Origin of the sequence: Moorella thermoacetica (assembly GCF_001267405.1) — a bacterium.
Taxonomy (GTDB): Bacteria; Bacillota; DSM-521; order Neomoorellales; family Neomoorellaceae; genus Neomoorella; species Neomoorella thermoacetica.
Map to the genome: position 1 here is coordinate 1758355 of NZ_CP012369.1, position 17346 is coordinate 1775700.

At 58.2% G+C, this 17346-nt stretch carries 14 protein-coding genes and 3 tRNA genes; 5 read left to right on the forward strand and 12 right to left on the reverse strand.

The genetic code is table 11. The features are described from left to right. Positions 1–256 precede the first annotated feature (256 nt). The 4 genes from treZ to MOTHE_RS08860 are packed head-to-tail and all read left to right on the forward strand — an operon-like array spanning position 257 to position 8671. Complete coding sequence (gene treZ / locus MOTHE_RS08845; RefSeq protein WP_011393309.1) at positions 257–2113, forward strand: malto-oligosyltrehalose trehalohydrolase; 1857 nt, start codon at positions 257–259, stop codon at positions 2111–2113. Further along, entirely contained in the window at positions 2113–4548 is a 2436-nt protein-coding gene (locus MOTHE_RS08850; RefSeq protein ID WP_011393310.1) for a DUF3536 domain-containing protein, read from the forward strand. Before treZ ends, MOTHE_RS08850 begins: the two co-directional genes overlap by 1 nt. Continuing rightward, the gene (treY, locus tag MOTHE_RS08855; protein ID WP_053094930.1) at positions 4541–7408 is read left to right on the forward strand and encodes a malto-oligosyltrehalose synthase; all 2868 of its coding nucleotides are present in this window, start codon (positions 4541–4543) and stop codon (positions 7406–7408) included. Before MOTHE_RS08850 ends, treY begins: the two co-directional genes overlap by 8 nt. Positions 7409–7447: 39 nt before the next feature. After that, positions 7448–8671 (forward strand): glycosyltransferase, encoded by a 1224-nt coding sequence (locus tag MOTHE_RS08860; RefSeq protein ID WP_011393312.1) that lies wholly within the window; start codon positions 7448–7450, stop codon positions 8669–8671. Positions 8672–8678: 7 nt separating this feature from the next. Here MOTHE_RS08860 and MOTHE_RS08865 read toward each other — a convergent pair whose 3' ends face one another. After that, complete coding sequence (locus tag MOTHE_RS08865; RefSeq protein WP_011393313.1) at positions 8679–9836, reverse strand: M24 family metallopeptidase; 1158 nt, start codon at positions 9834–9836, stop codon at positions 8679–8681. Positions 9837–9943: 107 nt separating this feature from the next. On the opposite strand from MOTHE_RS08865, the gene MOTHE_RS12905 reads away from it, so the two are divergent. Further along, complete coding sequence (locus MOTHE_RS12905; protein WP_025773076.1) at positions 9944–10279, forward strand: YmaF family protein; 336 nt, start codon at positions 9944–9946, stop codon at positions 10277–10279. A 64-nt stretch (positions 10280–10343) separates the two neighbouring features. Here MOTHE_RS12905 and MOTHE_RS08870 read toward each other — a convergent pair. From MOTHE_RS08870 to mobA, 11 genes are all read right to left on the reverse strand, one after another. Next, a tRNA-Phe gene (locus MOTHE_RS08870) sits at positions 10344–10419 on the reverse strand. 5 nt (positions 10420–10424) lie between these two features. Then, positions 10425–10501: transfer RNA gene (locus MOTHE_RS08875), tRNA-Asp, on the reverse strand. 5 nt (positions 10502–10506) lie between these two features. Further along, positions 10507–10581 (reverse strand) — tRNA-Val (locus tag MOTHE_RS08880). Between the two features lie 128 nt (positions 10582–10709). Next, on the reverse strand, positions 10710–11600 hold the full coding sequence (gene speB, locus MOTHE_RS08885) for an agmatinase (RefSeq protein ID WP_011393315.1): 891 nt from the start codon (positions 11598–11600) through the stop codon (positions 10710–10712). A gap of 62 nt (positions 11601–11662) precedes the next feature. After that, positions 11663–12514 carry a polyamine aminopropyltransferase gene (speE, locus tag MOTHE_RS08890; RefSeq protein ID WP_053094931.1) on the reverse strand — a complete coding sequence of 284 codons (852 nt, stop codon included), beginning with the start codon at positions 12512–12514 and terminating at the stop codon, positions 11663–11665. Between the two features lie 75 nt (positions 12515–12589). Then, positions 12590–13126 (reverse strand): PhoU domain-containing protein, encoded by a 537-nt coding sequence (locus MOTHE_RS13495; RefSeq protein ID WP_259372346.1) that lies wholly within the window; start codon positions 13124–13126, stop codon positions 12590–12592. A 3-nt stretch (positions 13127–13129) separates the two neighbouring features. Further along, entirely contained in the window at positions 13130–14197 is a 1068-nt protein-coding gene (locus tag MOTHE_RS08900; protein WP_053094933.1) for a Na/Pi cotransporter family protein, read from the reverse strand. 21 nt (positions 14198–14218) lie between these two features. After that, positions 14219–14911 carry a phosphate signaling complex protein PhoU gene (phoU, locus tag MOTHE_RS08905; RefSeq protein WP_011393318.1) on the reverse strand — a complete coding sequence of 231 codons (693 nt, stop codon included), beginning with the start codon at positions 14909–14911 and terminating at the stop codon, positions 14219–14221. 152 nt (positions 14912–15063) lie between these two features. Continuing rightward, positions 15064–15600 carry a molybdopterin-guanine dinucleotide biosynthesis protein B gene (gene mobB, locus MOTHE_RS08910; RefSeq protein WP_011393319.1) on the reverse strand — a complete coding sequence of 179 codons (537 nt, stop codon included), beginning with the start codon at positions 15598–15600 and terminating at the stop codon, positions 15064–15066. Positions 15601–15650: 50 nt separating this feature from the next. Beyond that, a complete protein-coding gene (locus tag MOTHE_RS08915) occupies positions 15651–16946 on the reverse strand; it encodes a molybdopterin molybdotransferase MoeA (RefSeq protein ID WP_011393320.1) in 1296 nt (431 codons plus the stop codon). Then, a complete protein-coding gene (mobA, locus tag MOTHE_RS08920) occupies positions 16921–17229 on the reverse strand; it encodes a molybdenum cofactor guanylyltransferase (RefSeq protein ID WP_011393321.1) in 309 nt (102 codons plus the stop codon). Before mobA ends, MOTHE_RS08915 begins: the two co-directional genes overlap by 26 nt. Between the last annotated feature and the right edge of the window lie 117 nt (positions 17230–17346).

Genomic DNA, 17346 nt, shown 5'->3' on the forward strand with positions numbered 1-17346 from the left:
TTATTGCTAGACTGCAGGTTTAAGCGTTTGAAGTAGTAGCTTGCAGGCTGTACAGCTAACCTGGTTATATCGTGATAGCGGCTGGGCATAATACTTTTATACCGGTGGTAGCAGGCCGATTATATCCCGGTAATCCCAGGTACTCCGGCCTATACCAGCAGGGCCCTGGCATACTTAAAAATACCCATATTATGCACCCAGTCCGGAAAAAGACCTCATTTACCTGGTCCCCTTTAGTAAAGGCAGGTGAGGAGCCATGACCTATAGTGTTAGCCTGGGCGCCAATTACCTGGGGGATGGCCGCTGCCGCTTCCACCTCTGGGCACCCCTGGCCGAAAGCGTCGCGGTACAGATCGTGGCACCTGAAGAAAGACTCGAACCTTTAACCCGAAAAGAACGTGGTTACTTTCAGGGCGAGGTAGCGGGGGTCGTACCAGGTAGTCTCTATTACTACCTCCTGGACGGGCAGCAGTTACCCGACCCCGCTTCGCGCTATCAGCCACGGGGGGTCCACGGCCCTTCCCAGGTAGTAGACGCCAAAGCCTTTTCCTGGTCGGATCGCTGCTGGCCGGGGCCCAAGGGTGAGGATTTAATCTTTTATGAGCTGCATGTAGGGACCTTCACCCCGGAGGGCACTTTTGAAGCCATCATCGCCCACCTAGACGATTTGCGCACCCTGGGGGTTACCGCCATTGAATTAATGCCCGTGGCCCAGTTCCCGGGATGCCGCAACTGGGGTTACGACGGCGTTTTCCCCTTCGCCGTCCAGAACTCTTACGGTGGACCGGAGGGGCTCAGGCGGCTGGTGGATACCTGCCACAGGTACGGCCTGGCCGTATTCCTCGATGTGGTCTACAACCACCTGGGCCCGGAAGGAAACTACCTGGCCAAATTCGGGCCTTATTTTACCGATCGTTACCGTACCCCCTGGGGACAGGCCCTCAACTTTGATGGACCCGGCAGCGACGAAGTCCGGCGCTTCTTTATCGAAAACGCCCTTTACTGGTTAACCGAGTTTCACCTGGATGGCTTACGGTTGGACGCCATTCATGCCATTATGGATAAGTCTGCGTTACCTTTCCTGGAGGAACTGGCCGCTGCCGTGAAGCTTCAGGCCGAACGGCTGGATCGCCGGGTTTATATTGTTGCCGAGAGTGACTTGAACGACCCCCGGGTAATCCGGCCGCAAGAATTGGGGGGATACGGCCTTGATGCCCAGTGGTGCGACGACTTTCACCACGCCCTGCATGCGCTGCTGACGGGGGAAAGAAACGGCTACTATCGTGACTTCGGCACCCTCGGCAACCTGGCCCGGGCCTTCCGGGAAGGTTATGTTTACACCGGTCAGTACTCTGCCTACCGGCAGCGGCGGCACGGCCGGCGGCCGCATCCGTGCAAGGGTAACCAGTTCGTGGTTTTTACCCAGAACCATGATCAAGTAGGTAATCGGGCCCGGGGTGAAAGGTTAAGCACCCTGGTTCCCTTCGTCAAACTCAAACTGGCCGCCGCCGTAGTGCTCCTCTCCCCCTTCGTACCACTGCTCTTCATGGGCGAGGAATACGGTGAAACAGCACCTTTTCAATACTTTACCAGCCATTCCGATCCCCGTCTGATCGCAGCGGTACGCCGGGGGCGGCGGGAAGAATTCGCCGGCCACAACTGGACAGGCGAGGTGCCCGATCCCCAGGATGAGGCCACCTTCCGACGTTCCCGTCTTAACCACGGCCTCAGCCTTCAGGGACAGCACCGGGTACTCTGGGAGTTCTACCGGCAGCTAATCCAGTTACGCCGGGAACTACCCTCCCTTACGGAGCTAAACCTGGAAAATATGGAGGTTATCACCTGCGAGGAGGACCTGGTCCTGTTCGTACGCCGCTGGAGTAGGGATAGTGAGGTGGGCATCATATTTTCCTTTAGCAACACCGCAACGGCCCCTACCCTGCCCCTGCCGGCAGGTCGCTGGCGCAAACGCCTGGATGCCGCTGAAGAGCGCTGGCTGGGCGATGGTAGTACCATACCTGCCCTGCTCGTATCCCAGGGAAAAATGCAGGTGCCTTTAACCCCGGGAGCATGCCTGTTGTTTGAACGAATAAAGGAGGCTCAGGCTGACTAATGGAACGGTACATTTGCATCCACGGCCATTTTTACCAGCCGCCACGGGAAAACCCCTGGCTGGAGGACATCGAGCTCCAGGACTCGGCTTACCCCTACCACGACTGGGATGAACGGATTACCGCTGAATGCTACGAACCTAATACCGCCTCACGCATTCTTGATGGTGACGGGTGGATCAGGAAAATCGTCAACAACTATAGCAAAATCAGTTTCAACTTTGGTCCCACCCTCCTTTCCTGGATGGAAACCAATGCCCCGGAGGTTTACCGGGCGATCATTGAAGCCGACCGGGAAAGCCAGCGGCGCTTCTCGGGACACGGTTCCGCCCTGGCCCAGGCCTATAACCACATGATCATGCCCCTGGCCAACACGCGTGATAAATACACCCAGGTAATCTGGGGGATTAAAGATTTTGAGCATCGCTTTGGCCGGCGGCCGGAAGGAATGTGGTTACCTGAGACCGCCGTTGATCTGGAAACCCTCGCCATCCTGGCCCAGCAGGGCATCCGTTTTACCATCCTGGCCCACTGGCAGGCCCGCCGCATCCGTCCCCTGGGTAGCGATAACTGGCAGGAGGTCCACGGCGGCCTAGATACCACCATGCCTTATCAGGTCCGCCTGCCCAATACGGACCGGACCATCAATGTCTTCTTTTATAATGGCGAAGTCGCCCGCGCCGTAGCCTTCGAGAAACTGCTCGATAACGGCGAACGCTTTGCCAAACGTCTACTGAGTGTCTTTAACGAGGGACGCAACGCGCCCCAGCTTGTCAATATTGCTACTGACGGGGAGACCTACGGCCACCACCACCGCCACGGGGATATGGCCCTGGCCTACGCCCTGGATTATATTGAAGCCAATAAACTGGCACGTCTAACCAACTATGGAGAATACCTGGAAAAACACCCGCCCACCCATGAGGTGGAGATAAATAATAATAGCTCCTGGAGCTGTGCCCATGGAGTGGAAAGGTGGCGAACTAATTGTGGCTGTAACACGGGTATGCATCCAGGGTGGAGCCAGGCCTGGCGGGCACCCCTGCGCGATAGCCTCAACTGGCTGCGGAACACCCTGGCACCCAAGTTTGAGGGAAGGGCGCGCCAGTTTCTAAAAGATCCCTGGGCCGCGCGTAACGACTACATCGCGGTCATCCTCGACCGTTCACCGGAAAACTTCGACCGCTTCCTCGGACAACATGCCACCCGTATACTAAACCAGGAAGAAAAAATTACGGTGTTGAAGCTGTTGGAGCTCCAGCGACACGCCATGTTAATGTTCACCAGCTGCGGCTGGTTCTTTGATGAGATCTCAGGCATTGAGACAGTGCAGGTTATTAAATACGCCGGCCGTGTGATTCAATTAGCTCAGGAACTATTTAACGAGTCGCCAGAGCCCCGTTTTATGGAGATGCTGGCCCAGGCCAAGAGCAACATCCCTGAACACCGTGACGGAGCCCATATCTATGAAAAATTCGTCAAGCCGGCAATGGTCGACTTGCTTAAGGTAGGTGCCCATTATGCCCTGTGTTCCCTGTACGAAACCTATGACCAGCATTCCCGCATCTTTTGCTACGATGTCTACCGTGAAGACTACCAGAATCGTTTAGCAGGTACAGCCAGGTTAGCTGTAGGCCGGGCGCAGGTCACCTCCCAGATTACCCAGGAGTCGATCAAGATTAGTTATGGCGCCGTTACTTTAGGTAACCATAATGTTAGTGGCGGTGTCCAGGTTTACACCAATGACGATTCCTACCAGCGAATGGTACAGGAATTAACCGGTGCCTTCGACCGGGCCGATTTCAATGAGGTCATCAGGCTCCTGGATCAACACTTTGCAGGGGCCACCTATTCCTTAAGGCAGCTTTTCCGGGACAAACAGCGGATGGTACTGGATATCATCCTGGAGTCCACCCTGGCGGAAGCGGCGGAAGATTACCGGCGCATTTACGATCGTCATGCTCCTTTAATGCGGTTCTTAAAGGATTTAAATATCCCCCAGCCCCGGGCCCTGCAAGCCGCTGCCGAGTTCGTCTTGAACACCAGCCTCCGCCAGGCTTTCGCAGGTGACAATCTGGACCTGGAACACATAAAAGCGCTCTTGGGGGAAGCCGAGATGGCCGGTGTTCCCCTCGACGGCGAAGGTCTGGGGTATGTCCTGGAACAGACCCTGAAACAGATGGCTGAGAAACTGCTAGGCCAACCTGACGACCAGGTCTTCATCGGGCGTTTGGACGCGGTGATCAGCCTGGTGCGCTCGTTACCCTTTGAAGTAAACCTCTGGAAAGTCCAAAACGCTTATTACCGTCTGTTGCAGACAGTTTACCCCGGATACCGGGAGAAAGCCCGGCAGGGGGATGGGGAAGCCCGGGCGTGGCTTGACCTGTTCAACTCCCTGGGTGACAAACTGCAGGTACGGAGAGGCAAAAATGGCTAGCCCGCACATTCCCACCGCTACCTACCGGCTGCAGTTTAACCGGCAGTTTGGCTTCATCGAAGCACGCGAGGTGGTACCGTACCTGCAGGCGCTGGGTATTACCGATATTTATGCCTCCCCCCTGCTGAAAGCGAGGAAGGATAGCCCCCACGGGTACGACGTGACTGACCCTGGGCAGTTAAACCCGGAACTGGGAAGCAGGGAGGATTTTACCTCCCTGGCTGACACCCTGAAGCAGCATGGGATGGGGCTGTTGCTGGACGTCGTGCCCAACCACATGGCAGCCAGCGTTGATAATCCGTGGTGGCGGGACGTCCTCCGCCATGGGCGCGCTTCTACTTACGCAGCTTACTTTGATATTGACTGGCAACCAGCCAGGCCGGGGCTGGTAAACAAAGTCCTCCTGCCAGTCCTGGGTGAACCCTTCGGGAAAGTATTGGAAAACCAGCAACTGGCCCTGAAACTGGCAGAAGATGGGTTCCGAGTCTGCTACTATGAAAAGGAATTCCCTCTTAGTCCCTTTTCTTCCCGCCGGATTCTAGGCGGCTGGGCGCAAACCCTGGCCGAAGACGGGGGTGCTGCCGAACAGGCGCTATCACAATTGCGGGACCTGCTTGCTTCCCTCTCGGCGCTCCCTCTCCCCCGGGCTGGCGAGCTGTCGACTCCCTGGCAACAGGCCTGGAAAAGCTTCTGGCATCTATACAATACCAACCCAGCGGTAAAAGCATTTATTGACAGGAACCTGCGCAAATTAAATGGTAAAAAAGGTGACCCGCAAAGTTTCAATCAACTGGAGGGTATCCTGGCGGAACAGGCCTACCGGCTCGCCTACTGGCGGGTGGCCAATGAAGAAATCAATTACCGGCGCTTCTTTGACGTTAGCGACCTGGTAGCTATCCGCATGGAAGACAAAAGGGTTTTTGAGGCGGTGCACGCCCTGATTTTTCAATTGGTCGGGGCTGGGCAAGTTACCGGCCTCAGAATCGACCATATTGATGGCCTGTATGACCCCCAGGAGTACCTCAACAGGCTGCAGGAACACCTTTCTGCAGCAGGAAGTTCTCCCGGTTTTTACGTGGTAGCAGAGAAAATACTAAGCGACGGGGAGGAACTGCCGGCAACCTGGCGTACTCAGGGAACAACGGGCTACGATTTTTTAAATTCGTTGAACGGACTCTTCGTTGACGAAGAAGGGCTCGCCGCCCTGGAAGAGTTTTATGCCAGGTACAGCGGCGCCGAAACCGACTTTACCAGGGTGGTCTATAACCAGAAGAAGCTGGTAATGACCAGGTTGTTCGCCAGCGAGGTGCGTAACCTGGTAGGGGAGCTGGGACGCCTGGCTGAAGAGGATCGCCTGGGCCACGACCTTATCTTAGCAGAGCTGGAAGAGGCCCTGGTCGCAGTCACTGCCAGCCTGGGTATATACCGGACCTACATCCACGACTTCACGGTAGCGCCGCAGGACCGGCATTACATCGAAACTGCCATAGCCGAGGCCGTCCGGAGGTGCCCGGCCGCCGGCCCGGCCTGTCGTTTCCTGCGCCAGGTGCTGTTGCTGGATTTTCCCGTCTCCCTGCCCCCCGAACAACGGCAGGCCTGGCTGCGTTTCGTAATGCGCTGGCAACAGTTTACGGGACCGGTTATGGCCAAGGGTTACGAGGATACCTCCCTCTACATCTACAACCCTTTGGTTTCCCTCAATGAGGTAGGTAGCAGTCCCCGGACCAGGTGCATATCGGTGGCTGAGTTCCACCGCCGCAATAAAACCCGGCAGGAGCGCTGGCCCCATACCCTCAACGCCACGTCCACCCATGATACCAAGCGCAGTGAGGATGTCCGGGCGCGGATTAATGTTCTAACGGAAATCCCTAACGCCTGGGTAGAGAGGGTTGAGCGCTGGCGTCGCTGGAATGGGCCCAAAAAGTTAAATATAAAAGGCGAGCCTGTACCTGATGGCAATATGGAGCTATTTATCTACCAGACGCTAATCGGCGCCTGGCCCCTTTTAGAAGAAGAAATACCCGCTTTTAAGGAACGGCTCCGGACTTATATGGTCAAGGCGGCCCGGGAGGCCAAAACCCGGACCAGCTGGCTTGACCCTGATACCGATTACGAAAACGCCCTGATAGAGTTTGTACTCTCTATTTTAACGCCGGAGCCAGGAAACCGGTTTCTGCCGGACTTCCTCAGCTTTCAAAAAGTCGTTGCTTTTTATGGTGCCTGGAACTCGTTAGCCCAGATACTGCTGAAGATAACGAGTCCGGGGGTGCCTGATTTCTACCAGGGTACAGAACTGTGGAACCTCAGCCTGGTTGATCCTGACAACCGGCGTCCGGTTGACTTTAAAACCAGGGCCAGGCTTTTACAAAGGCTCAAAGAAGAAGAGACAAAAGGCCAGCTGGCTCTGGTGAGAAACCTTTTGACCAGCTGGCAGGATGGCCGGGTAAAGCTCTACCTGACTTATAAATCCCTTCACTTTCGCTGCGACCACCGGGAATTATTTGCGACGGGTGAATATATCCCCCTGGCAGTCACCGGGTCCAGCTCGGGACACGCCTGCGCCTTCGCCAGGCATCTGGGCAGGGAGTGGGCTCTGGTGGTCGTTCCCCGCCTACCGGCCCGGATGCTGACGGGCAAGGTAATACCAGCAAATGGTGGGTTGCCGGCCCCCGGGTTTCTCCCAGGGGAAACTCTATGGCAAGGAACAAACCTTGTGCTACCTGAACAGGCCCCGGGCAACTGGCATAATATCTTAACAGGAGAGGTTCTGGCTTCTATCCCTTCGCCTGAAGGTAAAGTTCTTACCCTGGCCGACACCTGGCGCAATTTTCCAGTTGCTTTACTGACCGAAGACCAATAACCATCCTGCCTTAATGGATAAAGGAAGGAAGCATAAGCCATGATTCGTCAGTTAAGCCTTAAAGATTATGAAGGCGTAGCTGGAAGCGCCCTGATTGACGAAATCCGATCCCTGGGAGAAAGTTTACAAGGCTACAACGTCCGGCATATCAACTCCACTATTATCGGCGGCGGGGTGGCAGAAATCTTAAGCTCCCTGGTCCCCCTGATGGAAGACGTGGGACTGACCGTCAACTGGGAGGTCCTAGCCGGCACCACGGAATTTTTCCATACCACCAAGCTATTTCACAACGGTATGCATGGCCAGCCGGTAAATATCACCGGCGAGATGCTGGAGAATTATCTGGCCATAGCCCAAAAAAATCAGAACCTCCTGGATGGAGATGCCGACCTGGTGGTAATCCATGACCAGCAACCCCTGGGGCTAACCGCCTTCCGCGGCAGGACCAGGGGCCGGTGGCTCTGGTACTGTCACGTCGACCCGCGTTATGCCGTACCAGAAGTATGGTATTTTCTGGCGCCAATGGTGGCCACCTGCGATGCAGCCGTATTTCACCTGCCAGAATACGCCCGCGACCTGCCCGTCCTCCAGTACTTCATGCCACCGGCTATCGACCCCCTGTCTGACAAAAACAAGGAGGTGTCTCCCGCTGATTACGAAGCGGTGCTCGAAAAGCTGGGCGTAGATCCGGAAGGTCCGCCGGTAATCCTCCAGGTGTCCCGTTTCGACCGGCTTAAAGATCCTGCCGGTGTAATCGAGGCCTTTAAACTGGTCAGGAAAAATATAGCCTGCCGCCTAATCCTGGCCGGCGGGAGCGCCGATGACGACCCGGAAGGGGCTACTATCCTGGAAGAGGTGCGGGCATTGGCCGAGGGCGACCCGGACATTACCGTACTTTCGTTAAATCCCGACGCAAACCTGGAAATAAACGTTTTGCAGCGGCGTGCCGATGTGATAGTGCAAAAGTCACTACGCGAGGGTTTTGGTTTAACGGCCACCGAGGCCCTGTGGAAGGGTAAACCCCTGGTAGCTACCCCCACCGGTGGCCTGGCCTACCAGGTGCTCGATGAGGAAACCGGACTGACTGCCCGCACGGTGGAAGAGGTGGCCTTACAGGTAGAACGCCTGCTGGTCAACCCCACCCTCGGGAGACGTCTGGGCGCTGCCGGCCGGGAACATGTCCGGCAGCGTTTTATCCTGCCGGTATATTTGTATAACTGGTTAAAACTAATAAACTTGCTCAACGGACGACGCTGCGGCTAACTGTTACCTAATATGTCAACTTTTCCGCTCCCCTATCAGTAACCACATACGTATCCTCCACCCCGGCGCTGCCCATCCCCGGGAAGACAAACTTGGGCTCCAGGGCGAAGACCATGCCCGCGGCCAGGACAGTCTTGTCCCCCCTGGCTATCACCGGCCACTCGTTCAGGTCCAGGCCGACGCCGTGACCGATGTAAGTCACCTGCCGGCCGTAGCCCATAAAGTGCTCCTGCAAACCAGCGCGGGCCGCCATGGCCACGGCCAGGTCGTAGAGGGCGCCGGCCGTTACTCCGGGCCGGGCCTCTTCCGCCACCCGGCTGGCAATCTCCATAGCCACTTCCTGGGCCTGCCGTAAGTCTTCCGGTACCCCCTTACCAAGGTAGATCCTGGTCTGGTCGACGGTGTAGTCGCCGTAAACCCCGGCGTAGTCGATAAGGAGGGGTTCACCTTCCTCCCAGACGTGCTGGCTGGCTCCCATAGGGTAAAGGGGTGAGAGGCCCAGGCCGGCCAGAGGCAGGTTGAAGCAGGAGGTCCGGGCGGAGTTGGCCCCGGCGGCAACCAGGCCCGGAATCATGCCCTGCTCCTGACCCCGGAAGCGCTTGGCGCCCTGGTGGCCCAGGCGGCGGGCATAGCTTTCAAACTCGGCGGCAATCTCCAGCTCTGTCATACCAGGCCGGATCCTGGCAGTTATGTAACGGAAGACCTCTGCGTGTTTGGCGGCGGACCACCGCAGGGCCTCCAGTTCGGCCGGCGATTTGACCATTCGTTGCCGTCGCAGGACCTGGCCGATGTCGGCCCACTGAACGCCGGGCAAGAGGGCCTCGTAGCGCCGGAAAAGGCTTAAGGGAATGACGTCCAGCTCCAGTCCCAGGCGCCGCAGCCCGGTCAACCCGGCCTCCGCCAGGAGACCTGGGATATCCTTAAAACTACCCAGGGGCCTGACCTGCCAGGCGGATTCCTCCCGTGCCCGCTCAAAATCCCGGTAGGCCAGGAGGAGGGGCTCCCCGGCAGCCGGAACGAAAAGGTGGCAGCTCTGGGCCGTTCCTGTCAGGTAGTACAGGTCGGCGGCCTGGTAGACCAGGGCCCCGTCCAGGTCCAGAGCTTGCAGGGACTCCTGGAAACGCCTCAGGCGATTCTTATATTCTATGTATTCCAGCTTTGCCATATAAACAACCACCTTTATCTAAACTCGTTATTGCACACAAGAGTTACCAGCCCCATATTATATTACCAAGATTATTCCATCTAGGTAAATACTGTGAGGAGACTTAAATGCCAGTTCCCGAAGCCACCGTCTTGTGCAATAATTTTAATTATCATCAGCATGTCCATGACCACAGCGGCAAGACCAGTTGCGAACTGGGCCATGCCCATATGCATCCCGGCGTAACTGGTTTACCCCGACCGGTCAATAACAGCCATGACCATATCCTTCAAGGTATTACCACCTTCGATCATGGGCACACTCACTCCTATTATACGATAACCGGCCCGGCCATCGACCTGCCGGGGGGCATGCATACCCACTATGTCTACTTTGAAACCAATGAAGTTGACGGCCATCGTCACCGGGTACAGGGCTTTGTCGTCCCTGCGGCAATGGGGTAGGGTTACATGTGAAAAGATATAAAAAAACTCCTTCCTGATTCCCGCCCAGGAAGGAGTTTTTTGCTGGTGCCTCAGGGCGGAATCGAACCGCCGACACGAGGATTTTCAGTCCTCTGCTCTACCAACTGAGCTACCGAGGCATAAATGGCGGAGCCGACGGGATTTGAACCCGCGATCTTCGGCGTGACAGGCCGACATGTTAAACCGCTACACTACGGCTCCATTTATGGTGGGCAGTGGCAGGTTTGAACTGCCGACCCCCTGCTTGTAAGGCAGGTGCTCTCCCGCTGAGCTAACCGCCCCTGTGTACCTGCCGCGTTAGATATTATAGCATGGTACCTGGGGCGAAGTCAAATATTTTTTGCTCCCGGGCCCGGCAGGGGGCGCTCCTTTCACCGGCGTAATTACCGGCGGTAAAAACCGGCTGCGGTCAGGCCTGGTCGTTTTTCCCTCCCCAGGCCAGAATGGCCTCGCGGAGAATCTTGGCCGCCAGGATAGCGGTAATGTCGCTCTGGTCGTAGGCCGGGCAGACCTCCACCAGGTCAAAGGCGACTACATTGGCCCCCTGCAGGATCTGGATGGCTTTAAAGATCTCCCCCGGCGGGCAGCCCCCCGGTTCGGGGGTACCGGTACCGGGGGCAAAGGCCGGGTCGACCACGTCGATATCTATGGTCACATACAAGGGGCGCCGGACCAGTTCCGGTACCAGTTTGGCCAGGGGCGGGGTAATCACGTCCATAAAAAAATTGGTTTCTTCCTGGCCGTAGGCGAATTCGCCCCAGGTACCGGACCGGATGCCAAACTGGTAGAGGCGATCGGGGCCGATCTCCTCCGCCACCAGACGCATGACGGTGGCATGGGAGAACCTTTCCCCCAGGTAATCCTCCCGCAGGTCGGCATGGGCGTCGAAATGGAGAACGGCCAGATCGGGATAGTGCCGGTAGGCAGCCCGGATGAGGGGATAGCTCACCAGGTGCTCCCCCCCCATAAAAAATGGGATCCTGGCGGCGGCAAAAATAGCGTCGGCCGCCGCCTCCATTCGTTCTAAACTGGCCTCCACCCTGCCCGGCGGGAGGTCGAGGTCTCCCGCGTCGTAAAAGGGAACTCCCGTCAGCTCCCGCTGCAGGTAGGGGCTGTATTCCTCCAGGACTTCTGATACGGAACGGATGGCCCGGGGGCCCCAGCGGGTGCCGGGACGAAAGCTGGTGGTGGCATCAAAGGGAATGCCGGCCAGGACAGCACGGGCCCCGGCAAAATCGTCGCTGCTGGCCAGGAATCCCTGGCCCCTGGTAAAGCCTTCTAAGATAGCGGAGTTATTCATGGGAATTTAACACTCCCTCCCCGAACTATGGAGCCGTTCCTGGCGCCCCAAAATCGCCGCTGCTAAAACTCTTCTTCCTCCGGGGCCTCCAGGAACTCCTGGACAAATGGGGGAAGGGAAAAGGCGGCCTGGTGAATGGCCGGGGTATAATAACGGGTCGCAATCTTGGGGGCCTGTCTCCAATCGACCTCCAGAGGGTCATACTTCTTGCTCCCCAGGCTGAAGGCCCAAAGACCACCCGGATAGGTGGGCACCGTGGTCAGGTATAGCCTGGCTATGGGGAAGATCTCCTTGAGGTCGCGCTGGATCCGGCGGATAAGCCTGCTGTTAAAGATAGGGGATTCCGTCTGGGCGACGAATACACCATCGGCTTTTAAAGCCCGGTAGACGTTACGGTAAAACTCAGCGCTGAAGAGGCCCACTGCCGGCCCGATGGGGTCGGTAGAGTCGACGATAATTACGTCATAAGTATTCTCCCGCTGGCGGACGTGCTCGATGCCGTCTTCAAAGCGGATCTCCACCCGGGCGTCGTCTAAGCCGCAGGCGATCTCCGGCAGGTACTCGCGGGCATTGGCCACCACCCGGGCGTCAATCTCCACCAGGGTAACCTTCTCAATTGAAGGGTGTTTGACAATTTCCCGGACCACGCCGCCGTCGCCGCCACCGATAACCAGGGCGGTCCTGGGGTTGGGATGGGTATTCAAGGGCACGTGGGCGATCATCTCATGATAGAAGAACTCGTCCTTAACGGTCGTCTGGATAATATTGTCCAGAAGGAGCATGCGGCCGTAGGCTTCCGTATCCACCACGGCCAGCTCCTGGTAGGGGGTTTTTTCATGATGCAGGGTTTGGTTCAGACGAACGGAAATCGCCAGGTCCGGTGTCTGTAGTTCTGAAAACCAAATACCGCGCAAAGCCAATCTCTCCTTTCTTCAGGGTGTAGTTTAACAAAAATCGCCCGTCGCCACAAGTTATTTTCCGCCAGGGGTTTAAATAATACCCATCACTGCCTGGGCTATGCTGACGTTATGGATGTTCAGGCGCAGGAGGTGGTTAATGAGCTCCATATGGACGGAGGTGGTTTCCAGGCTGAGACGATTCTCCCGCTGCAGGCGCTGGAAATGGGAGTAGCGCAGATTCTTCTCCAGCCGCAGGATCTCCGGGTGGCCGCGGATGACCCGGGCGGCCAGGGCCTGGTCATCACTGGCGAAGGCCTGGATGGCGGAGGTGAAGTTCTCTTTAACCCTTGTAAACATCTCCTGGAGTTCAGCCTGCCCCTCAGGGGAAAACTCTATGCCACTGGTTTCGATCTTGCGCCACTGGCGGGCCATCTCCACAGTCACGTCACCGATATGCTCCAGGTCATTGGCAATGTAAAGCAGCCTGGTCTGGGCCACCATCTGTTCCTCACTCAAGTTATCATGGTTCATATTGGCCAGGTACCGGGCGATGGCCTTGTAGAGGTAGTCGAGGGTACCGTCCAGGCGGCGCAGTTTCTCCAACAGGTCAACCTCCCGTTCGGCCAGGGGTCACATGACCCGGGGGAACATCTCCTCCCTGATAATCCCGGCCATGCGCAGAAGTTCCCGGGTCACCCCTGCCAGGGCCAGTTCCGGCACGTTCAGAAGGGAGGTGTCCAGATACTTGGCTACCTTTTCCTCCTCGGGAGCATCGGGCAGGAGCCTTTCCATCAGGCGGCCTACCATGGGCGTAAAGGGAATAAAGACCAGCATGTTTATAATGTTAAACAGGGTATGGCCGTTGGCCACCTGGCGGGCAACGTCCGTGGAAGTAAGGCGGGACAGGCCGGCATAGAGGCCCAGGAAGGGTAAAAAGAGGAGAACGCCCGCGAGTTTAAAAAAGAAATGGGCCAGGGCTACTCGCTTGGCCTCCCGGGAAAGGGCGATGCTGGAGATAAAGGCCGTGGCTGTGGTCCCCAGGTTGGCGCCCAGGACCAGGGCCAGGGCCGGTTCCAGGGCCAGGCCGCCCTGGGCCGCCAGGGTCATGGCCACCACCACCGGGGCGGCGCTGCCCTGGACAATGGCCGTAAAGAGGGTGGCCGCCAGCATCATCATCCAGGGATGGGCCGCCAGGCGCTGCAGGACGGCGGTAAAACCGGGTATGGTGCTAAAGGGCGCTATAGCCGTACCCATGAGGGCGGCACCATAAAAAATAAGGCCAAACCCGAGGATGGCCTGGCCAAGGTAACGCCAGCGCAGGCGCCGGGCGGCGAGATATGGGATGAGACCGGCAACCACCGCCCAGAGGGAATAGTCGCTGAGGCGAAAGGCAATGAGCTGGGCCGTAAGGGTGGAGCCGATAGCCGCACCCAGGATGACCCCCAGGGCCTGGCCCAGGCTCATGAGGCCGGCGCTAACGAAGCCTACCAGAAGCACGGTGGTGACGGCGCTGGTTTGCAGGAAGATGGTAACCACCAGCCCGGCCAGCATGCCGTAGAAACGATTCCTGGTCACCGTCCCCAGGAGTTGCTGCACCTGGCGGGCGGCCGCCTTTTGCAAGCCGGTGCTGATGAGGTTCATGCCATAAAGGAAGAAGGCCAGGCCTCCCAGCAGCCCGGTCGCAACGGTAAAAAGCATCACTGACCTCCATTACCTATTCTACGGGGCTTTTTTTTGCGGGCCCTGCCGGTCCTTAAAGGCCCGGCGCTGGCCAGTCTCCCGGTAAACAACCATTTCGGCGACGTTGACGGCGTGGTCGGCGATGCGCTCCAGATAACGGGCCACCAGAGCCAGGTAACTGGCCTGGTCGACGTACTCCGGACCCCTTTTCATATAACCCACCAGTTCATCATAAAGGGCCTCAAAGAGACGATCGACGGCGTCATCGGCCTCCACCACCTCCCGGGCAAGATCCAGGTTGCGGTCCACCAGAGCCTCAAGGCTCCTCTGCAACATGGCCCGGGCAAGGTCGCTCATCCGGGGAATATCCGCCAGGGGCTTGAAGTATGGCCCCAGTTCGGCCAGGCGTTCAGCCGCCTCAGCGATGTTGACGGCATAATCGCTAATGCGCTCCAATTCTCTGCTGACGCGCAAGACTGTAGCCAGGGTACGCAGGTCCTCGCCGGAGGGTTGCTGCAGGGAGAATAGATCCAGGGCGGACATTTCGATATTATGATCCAGGTCATCGGTAGCATCGTCACCCATGATGACCTGGCGCGCCATTTTGACGTCCTGGGTCTTCAGGGCCGCCAGGGCCTGGTCCAGCTGGCCGACAACGTAATCCCCCATATGCAGGAGGTTCTGCTGCAACTCCAAGAGTGCCCGGTCGTAGGCATTGAGAATTCGGCCCATCCTCTGACCCCCCCACGTTTTTACATATTATTATATGTATACTGCTCCGAGGGGTAAAGGGTCAGCAGATTATGTCGGGCCTTCTGAAAGCCCGGGGTGCAGTTCGGGCGTTCATCGCTCGGCAGGAAAGCCCGTCGTGCCGGCAGGCTGGTTTAGCGGCTCCCCGGCCGCACCAGGCCCGCCGGTGCCAGGACCCTGGCCTCAATCAAGTCCACCAGGCCGGCAGCGTCATCAAGGTCATAGCAGGGAGCGTCTATGTCCAGGGGCTCATCGGTGGCCACGGCCAGGAGTTCTTCCGGCCCGCAGAGGAGTTCGCCGCCGACGGCCGCCCGGTGAACCTCGATCTTGGGCTTATCCCCGCGCTTATACCCCTCGGTAATGATGAGATCGACGTTTTGAATCCGTTCGGCTATGGCGTCCAGGGGCATTTCCCTTTCTACCTTTTCGATGAGGGCCATCTTCGTAGGCGAAGAAATGGCCACCACATCGGCGCCGGCCTCGGCATGGCGCCAGGTATCTTTACCGGGCCGGTCGATGTCAAAGCCGTGGGTATCATGCTTGATGGTTGCCACCCGGTAACCCCGCCGTTTCAATTCCGGCAGAAGCTTGATCAGCAGGGTCGTCTTGCCGGCGTCCGACTTACCGACAACAGAGATAACCGGGATCCGCTTATCTTTGGAATCGCTCATGATTGTACCCCCTAAGACTATCAGGCAATCTACTTATTATCAGGCAGGCCTTATTGTGAACCCCGGGCAGTAAGCAGCACCACCCTTACCTCTTCCCCGGCTCCAGGAGCCGGGCCGGCGGGGAGGTCAATGAGGGCGTTGGCCCCAATAGCGGCGCGGATACCCCCCGGGCGACGCGGCAGGGGCGCTACCTGCCAGCCGGTCGTACCGGGCCAGGCCCGGGCCCAGATAAAGGCCCGTTCGGGCCTCGGTTTATCTATGGCCGCCGTCAGTACCGCCGGGAAGGTTGCCGGTAGGACTTCCCTCCCCCCCAGGGCGCGAATCACCGGTGCCGCCAGGAGGTAGTAAGCCACCAGCGCTGCCGGTGGATTGCCCGGCAGGCCCAGGAGTAATTTATCCCCCCGGCGGGCGGCTATCACCCGCCGGCCCGGGCGCATCCGGATTGTCGTAAAGAGGATTTCTCCCCCGGCACCGGTAAAGGCCGCCGCCGTCAGGTCACGGATGCTACCGCCGGCTCCACCGGTAGTTAGAAGTACATCGCCCTCCTCCAGGGCTTTCCGGTAAGCCTCTACCTGTTCCTCCAGTTCATCGGCCAGCGGCCCGAGGGGGATTACCCGAGCGCCATCGCGGCTGGCGGCTGCCGCCAGCGCATAGAAATTACTATTATAAATGCGGGGCCCGAGTGCTCGAACCTGGCTGGCAACAGGGCTTATCGCCTCGCCACCTGCCTGCCGGCCGCCGGGGCAGCCTCCCCGGAGGCCAGGCAATTCCACCAGTTCGCTGCCGCTGGACGCCAGGACCGCCCTGGGACTACGGTAGACGGTTATTTCCGTAAGGCCCAGGGCGGCCAGGAGGCCGATTTCCGCCGGTCCCAGTTCAGTGCCGGCGGCCAGGACCCTTTCCCCGGCCGCCACCTCCGATCCGGCAGCTTCCATGAACCTGCCCCCCGGGGGCAGCTCCGGCACTATGACCAGGTCCCCCTGGCGCTCCGCCAGTTCTCTGGGAATAACGGTTATTGTGCCTTCCGGGAGCCGGGCGCCGGTGAAAATAGCCGCCGCCGTACCCGGTCCCAGGGTGACAGCCGGGCAGCTACCTGCCGCTACTGTAGCCACCAGCCGGTAGATTTTTCCCGATGCCCCGCCGGCGGCCGGGGGCAGTCCCAGGGCGTAACCGTCCACCCGGGAACGCGGGAAAGGCGGGAAGGAGCACGGCGCCACCACCGGTTCCGCCAGGATGCGGCCCGGGGCCTCAGCCAGTTTTATTTTCACCCTTCCCGTCGGTTTTAACCCGGCCAGGAGGAGTTCCCGCCCTTCCTCCAGGCTAAAGGAAGCGTTTACTCCAGCCACGGCTGTTTCCATCCTTAAATATGTACTGCGCCCTGACGCCGGGGTAAAAGGCAAAGGCCTGGTATTCTTGCCTTAGCAGGCAGGCTTCGAAGGCTGCCAGACGGTATACATCAGGGGTATTGGCTACTACGATTATCTCGTTAAATAGCGGCCGCAGGACGGTTACCATCGTGGCCAGGAGAGATTTTTCCCGCAGGGGCAGCAGGGCTTTGTTGGTGCCCATGGGGGTACTCTTCCCCCCGGCCAGGACGATCCCCCCCGCCGGTGGCAGGTTAGCAGGCACTTTCCCAGTCATCCCTTTTCCAGTTCTAACTGCTTTTCATGCTGTGATTATACTTAATCTCCGCCGGGAGTACAAGGCACCCATACTGCTACTAAGGCCCCATCCATGGATGAAAAT

What these genes read in the sequence shown, in the direction of transcription:
- treZ (WP_011393309.1), top strand. Translation starts at nt 257, where the DNA reads ATGACCTATAGTGTTAGCCTGGGCGCCAATTACCTGGGGGATGGCCGC.
- MOTHE_RS08850 (WP_011393310.1), top strand. Translation starts at nt 2,113, where the DNA reads ATGGAACGGTACATTTGCATCCACGGCCATTTTTACCAGCCGCCACGG.
- treY (WP_053094930.1), top strand. Translation starts at nt 4,541, where the DNA reads ATGGCTAGCCCGCACATTCCCACCGCTACCTACCGGCTGCAGTTTAAC.
- MOTHE_RS08860 (WP_011393312.1), top strand. Translation starts at nt 7,448, where the DNA reads ATGATTCGTCAGTTAAGCCTTAAAGATTATGAAGGCGTAGCTGGAAGC.
- MOTHE_RS08865 (WP_011393313.1), bottom strand. Translation starts at nt 9,836, where the DNA reads ATGGCAAAGCTGGAATACATAGAATATAAGAATCGCCTGAGGCGTTTC.
- MOTHE_RS12905 (WP_025773076.1), top strand. Translation starts at nt 9,944, where the DNA reads ATGCCAGTTCCCGAAGCCACCGTCTTGTGCAATAATTTTAATTATCAT.
- speB (WP_011393315.1), bottom strand. Translation starts at nt 11,600, where the DNA reads ATGAATAACTCCGCTATCTTAGAAGGCTTTACCAGGGGCCAGGGATTC.
- MOTHE_RS08900 (WP_053094933.1), bottom strand. Translation starts at nt 14,197, where the DNA reads ATGCTTTTTACCGTTGCGACCGGGCTGCTGGGAGGCCTGGCCTTCTTC.
- phoU (WP_011393318.1), bottom strand. Translation starts at nt 14,911, where the DNA reads ATGGGCCGAATTCTCAATGCCTACGACCGGGCACTCTTGGAGTTGCAG.
- mobB (WP_011393319.1), bottom strand. Translation starts at nt 15,600, where the DNA reads ATGAGCGATTCCAAAGATAAGCGGATCCCGGTTATCTCTGTTGTCGGT.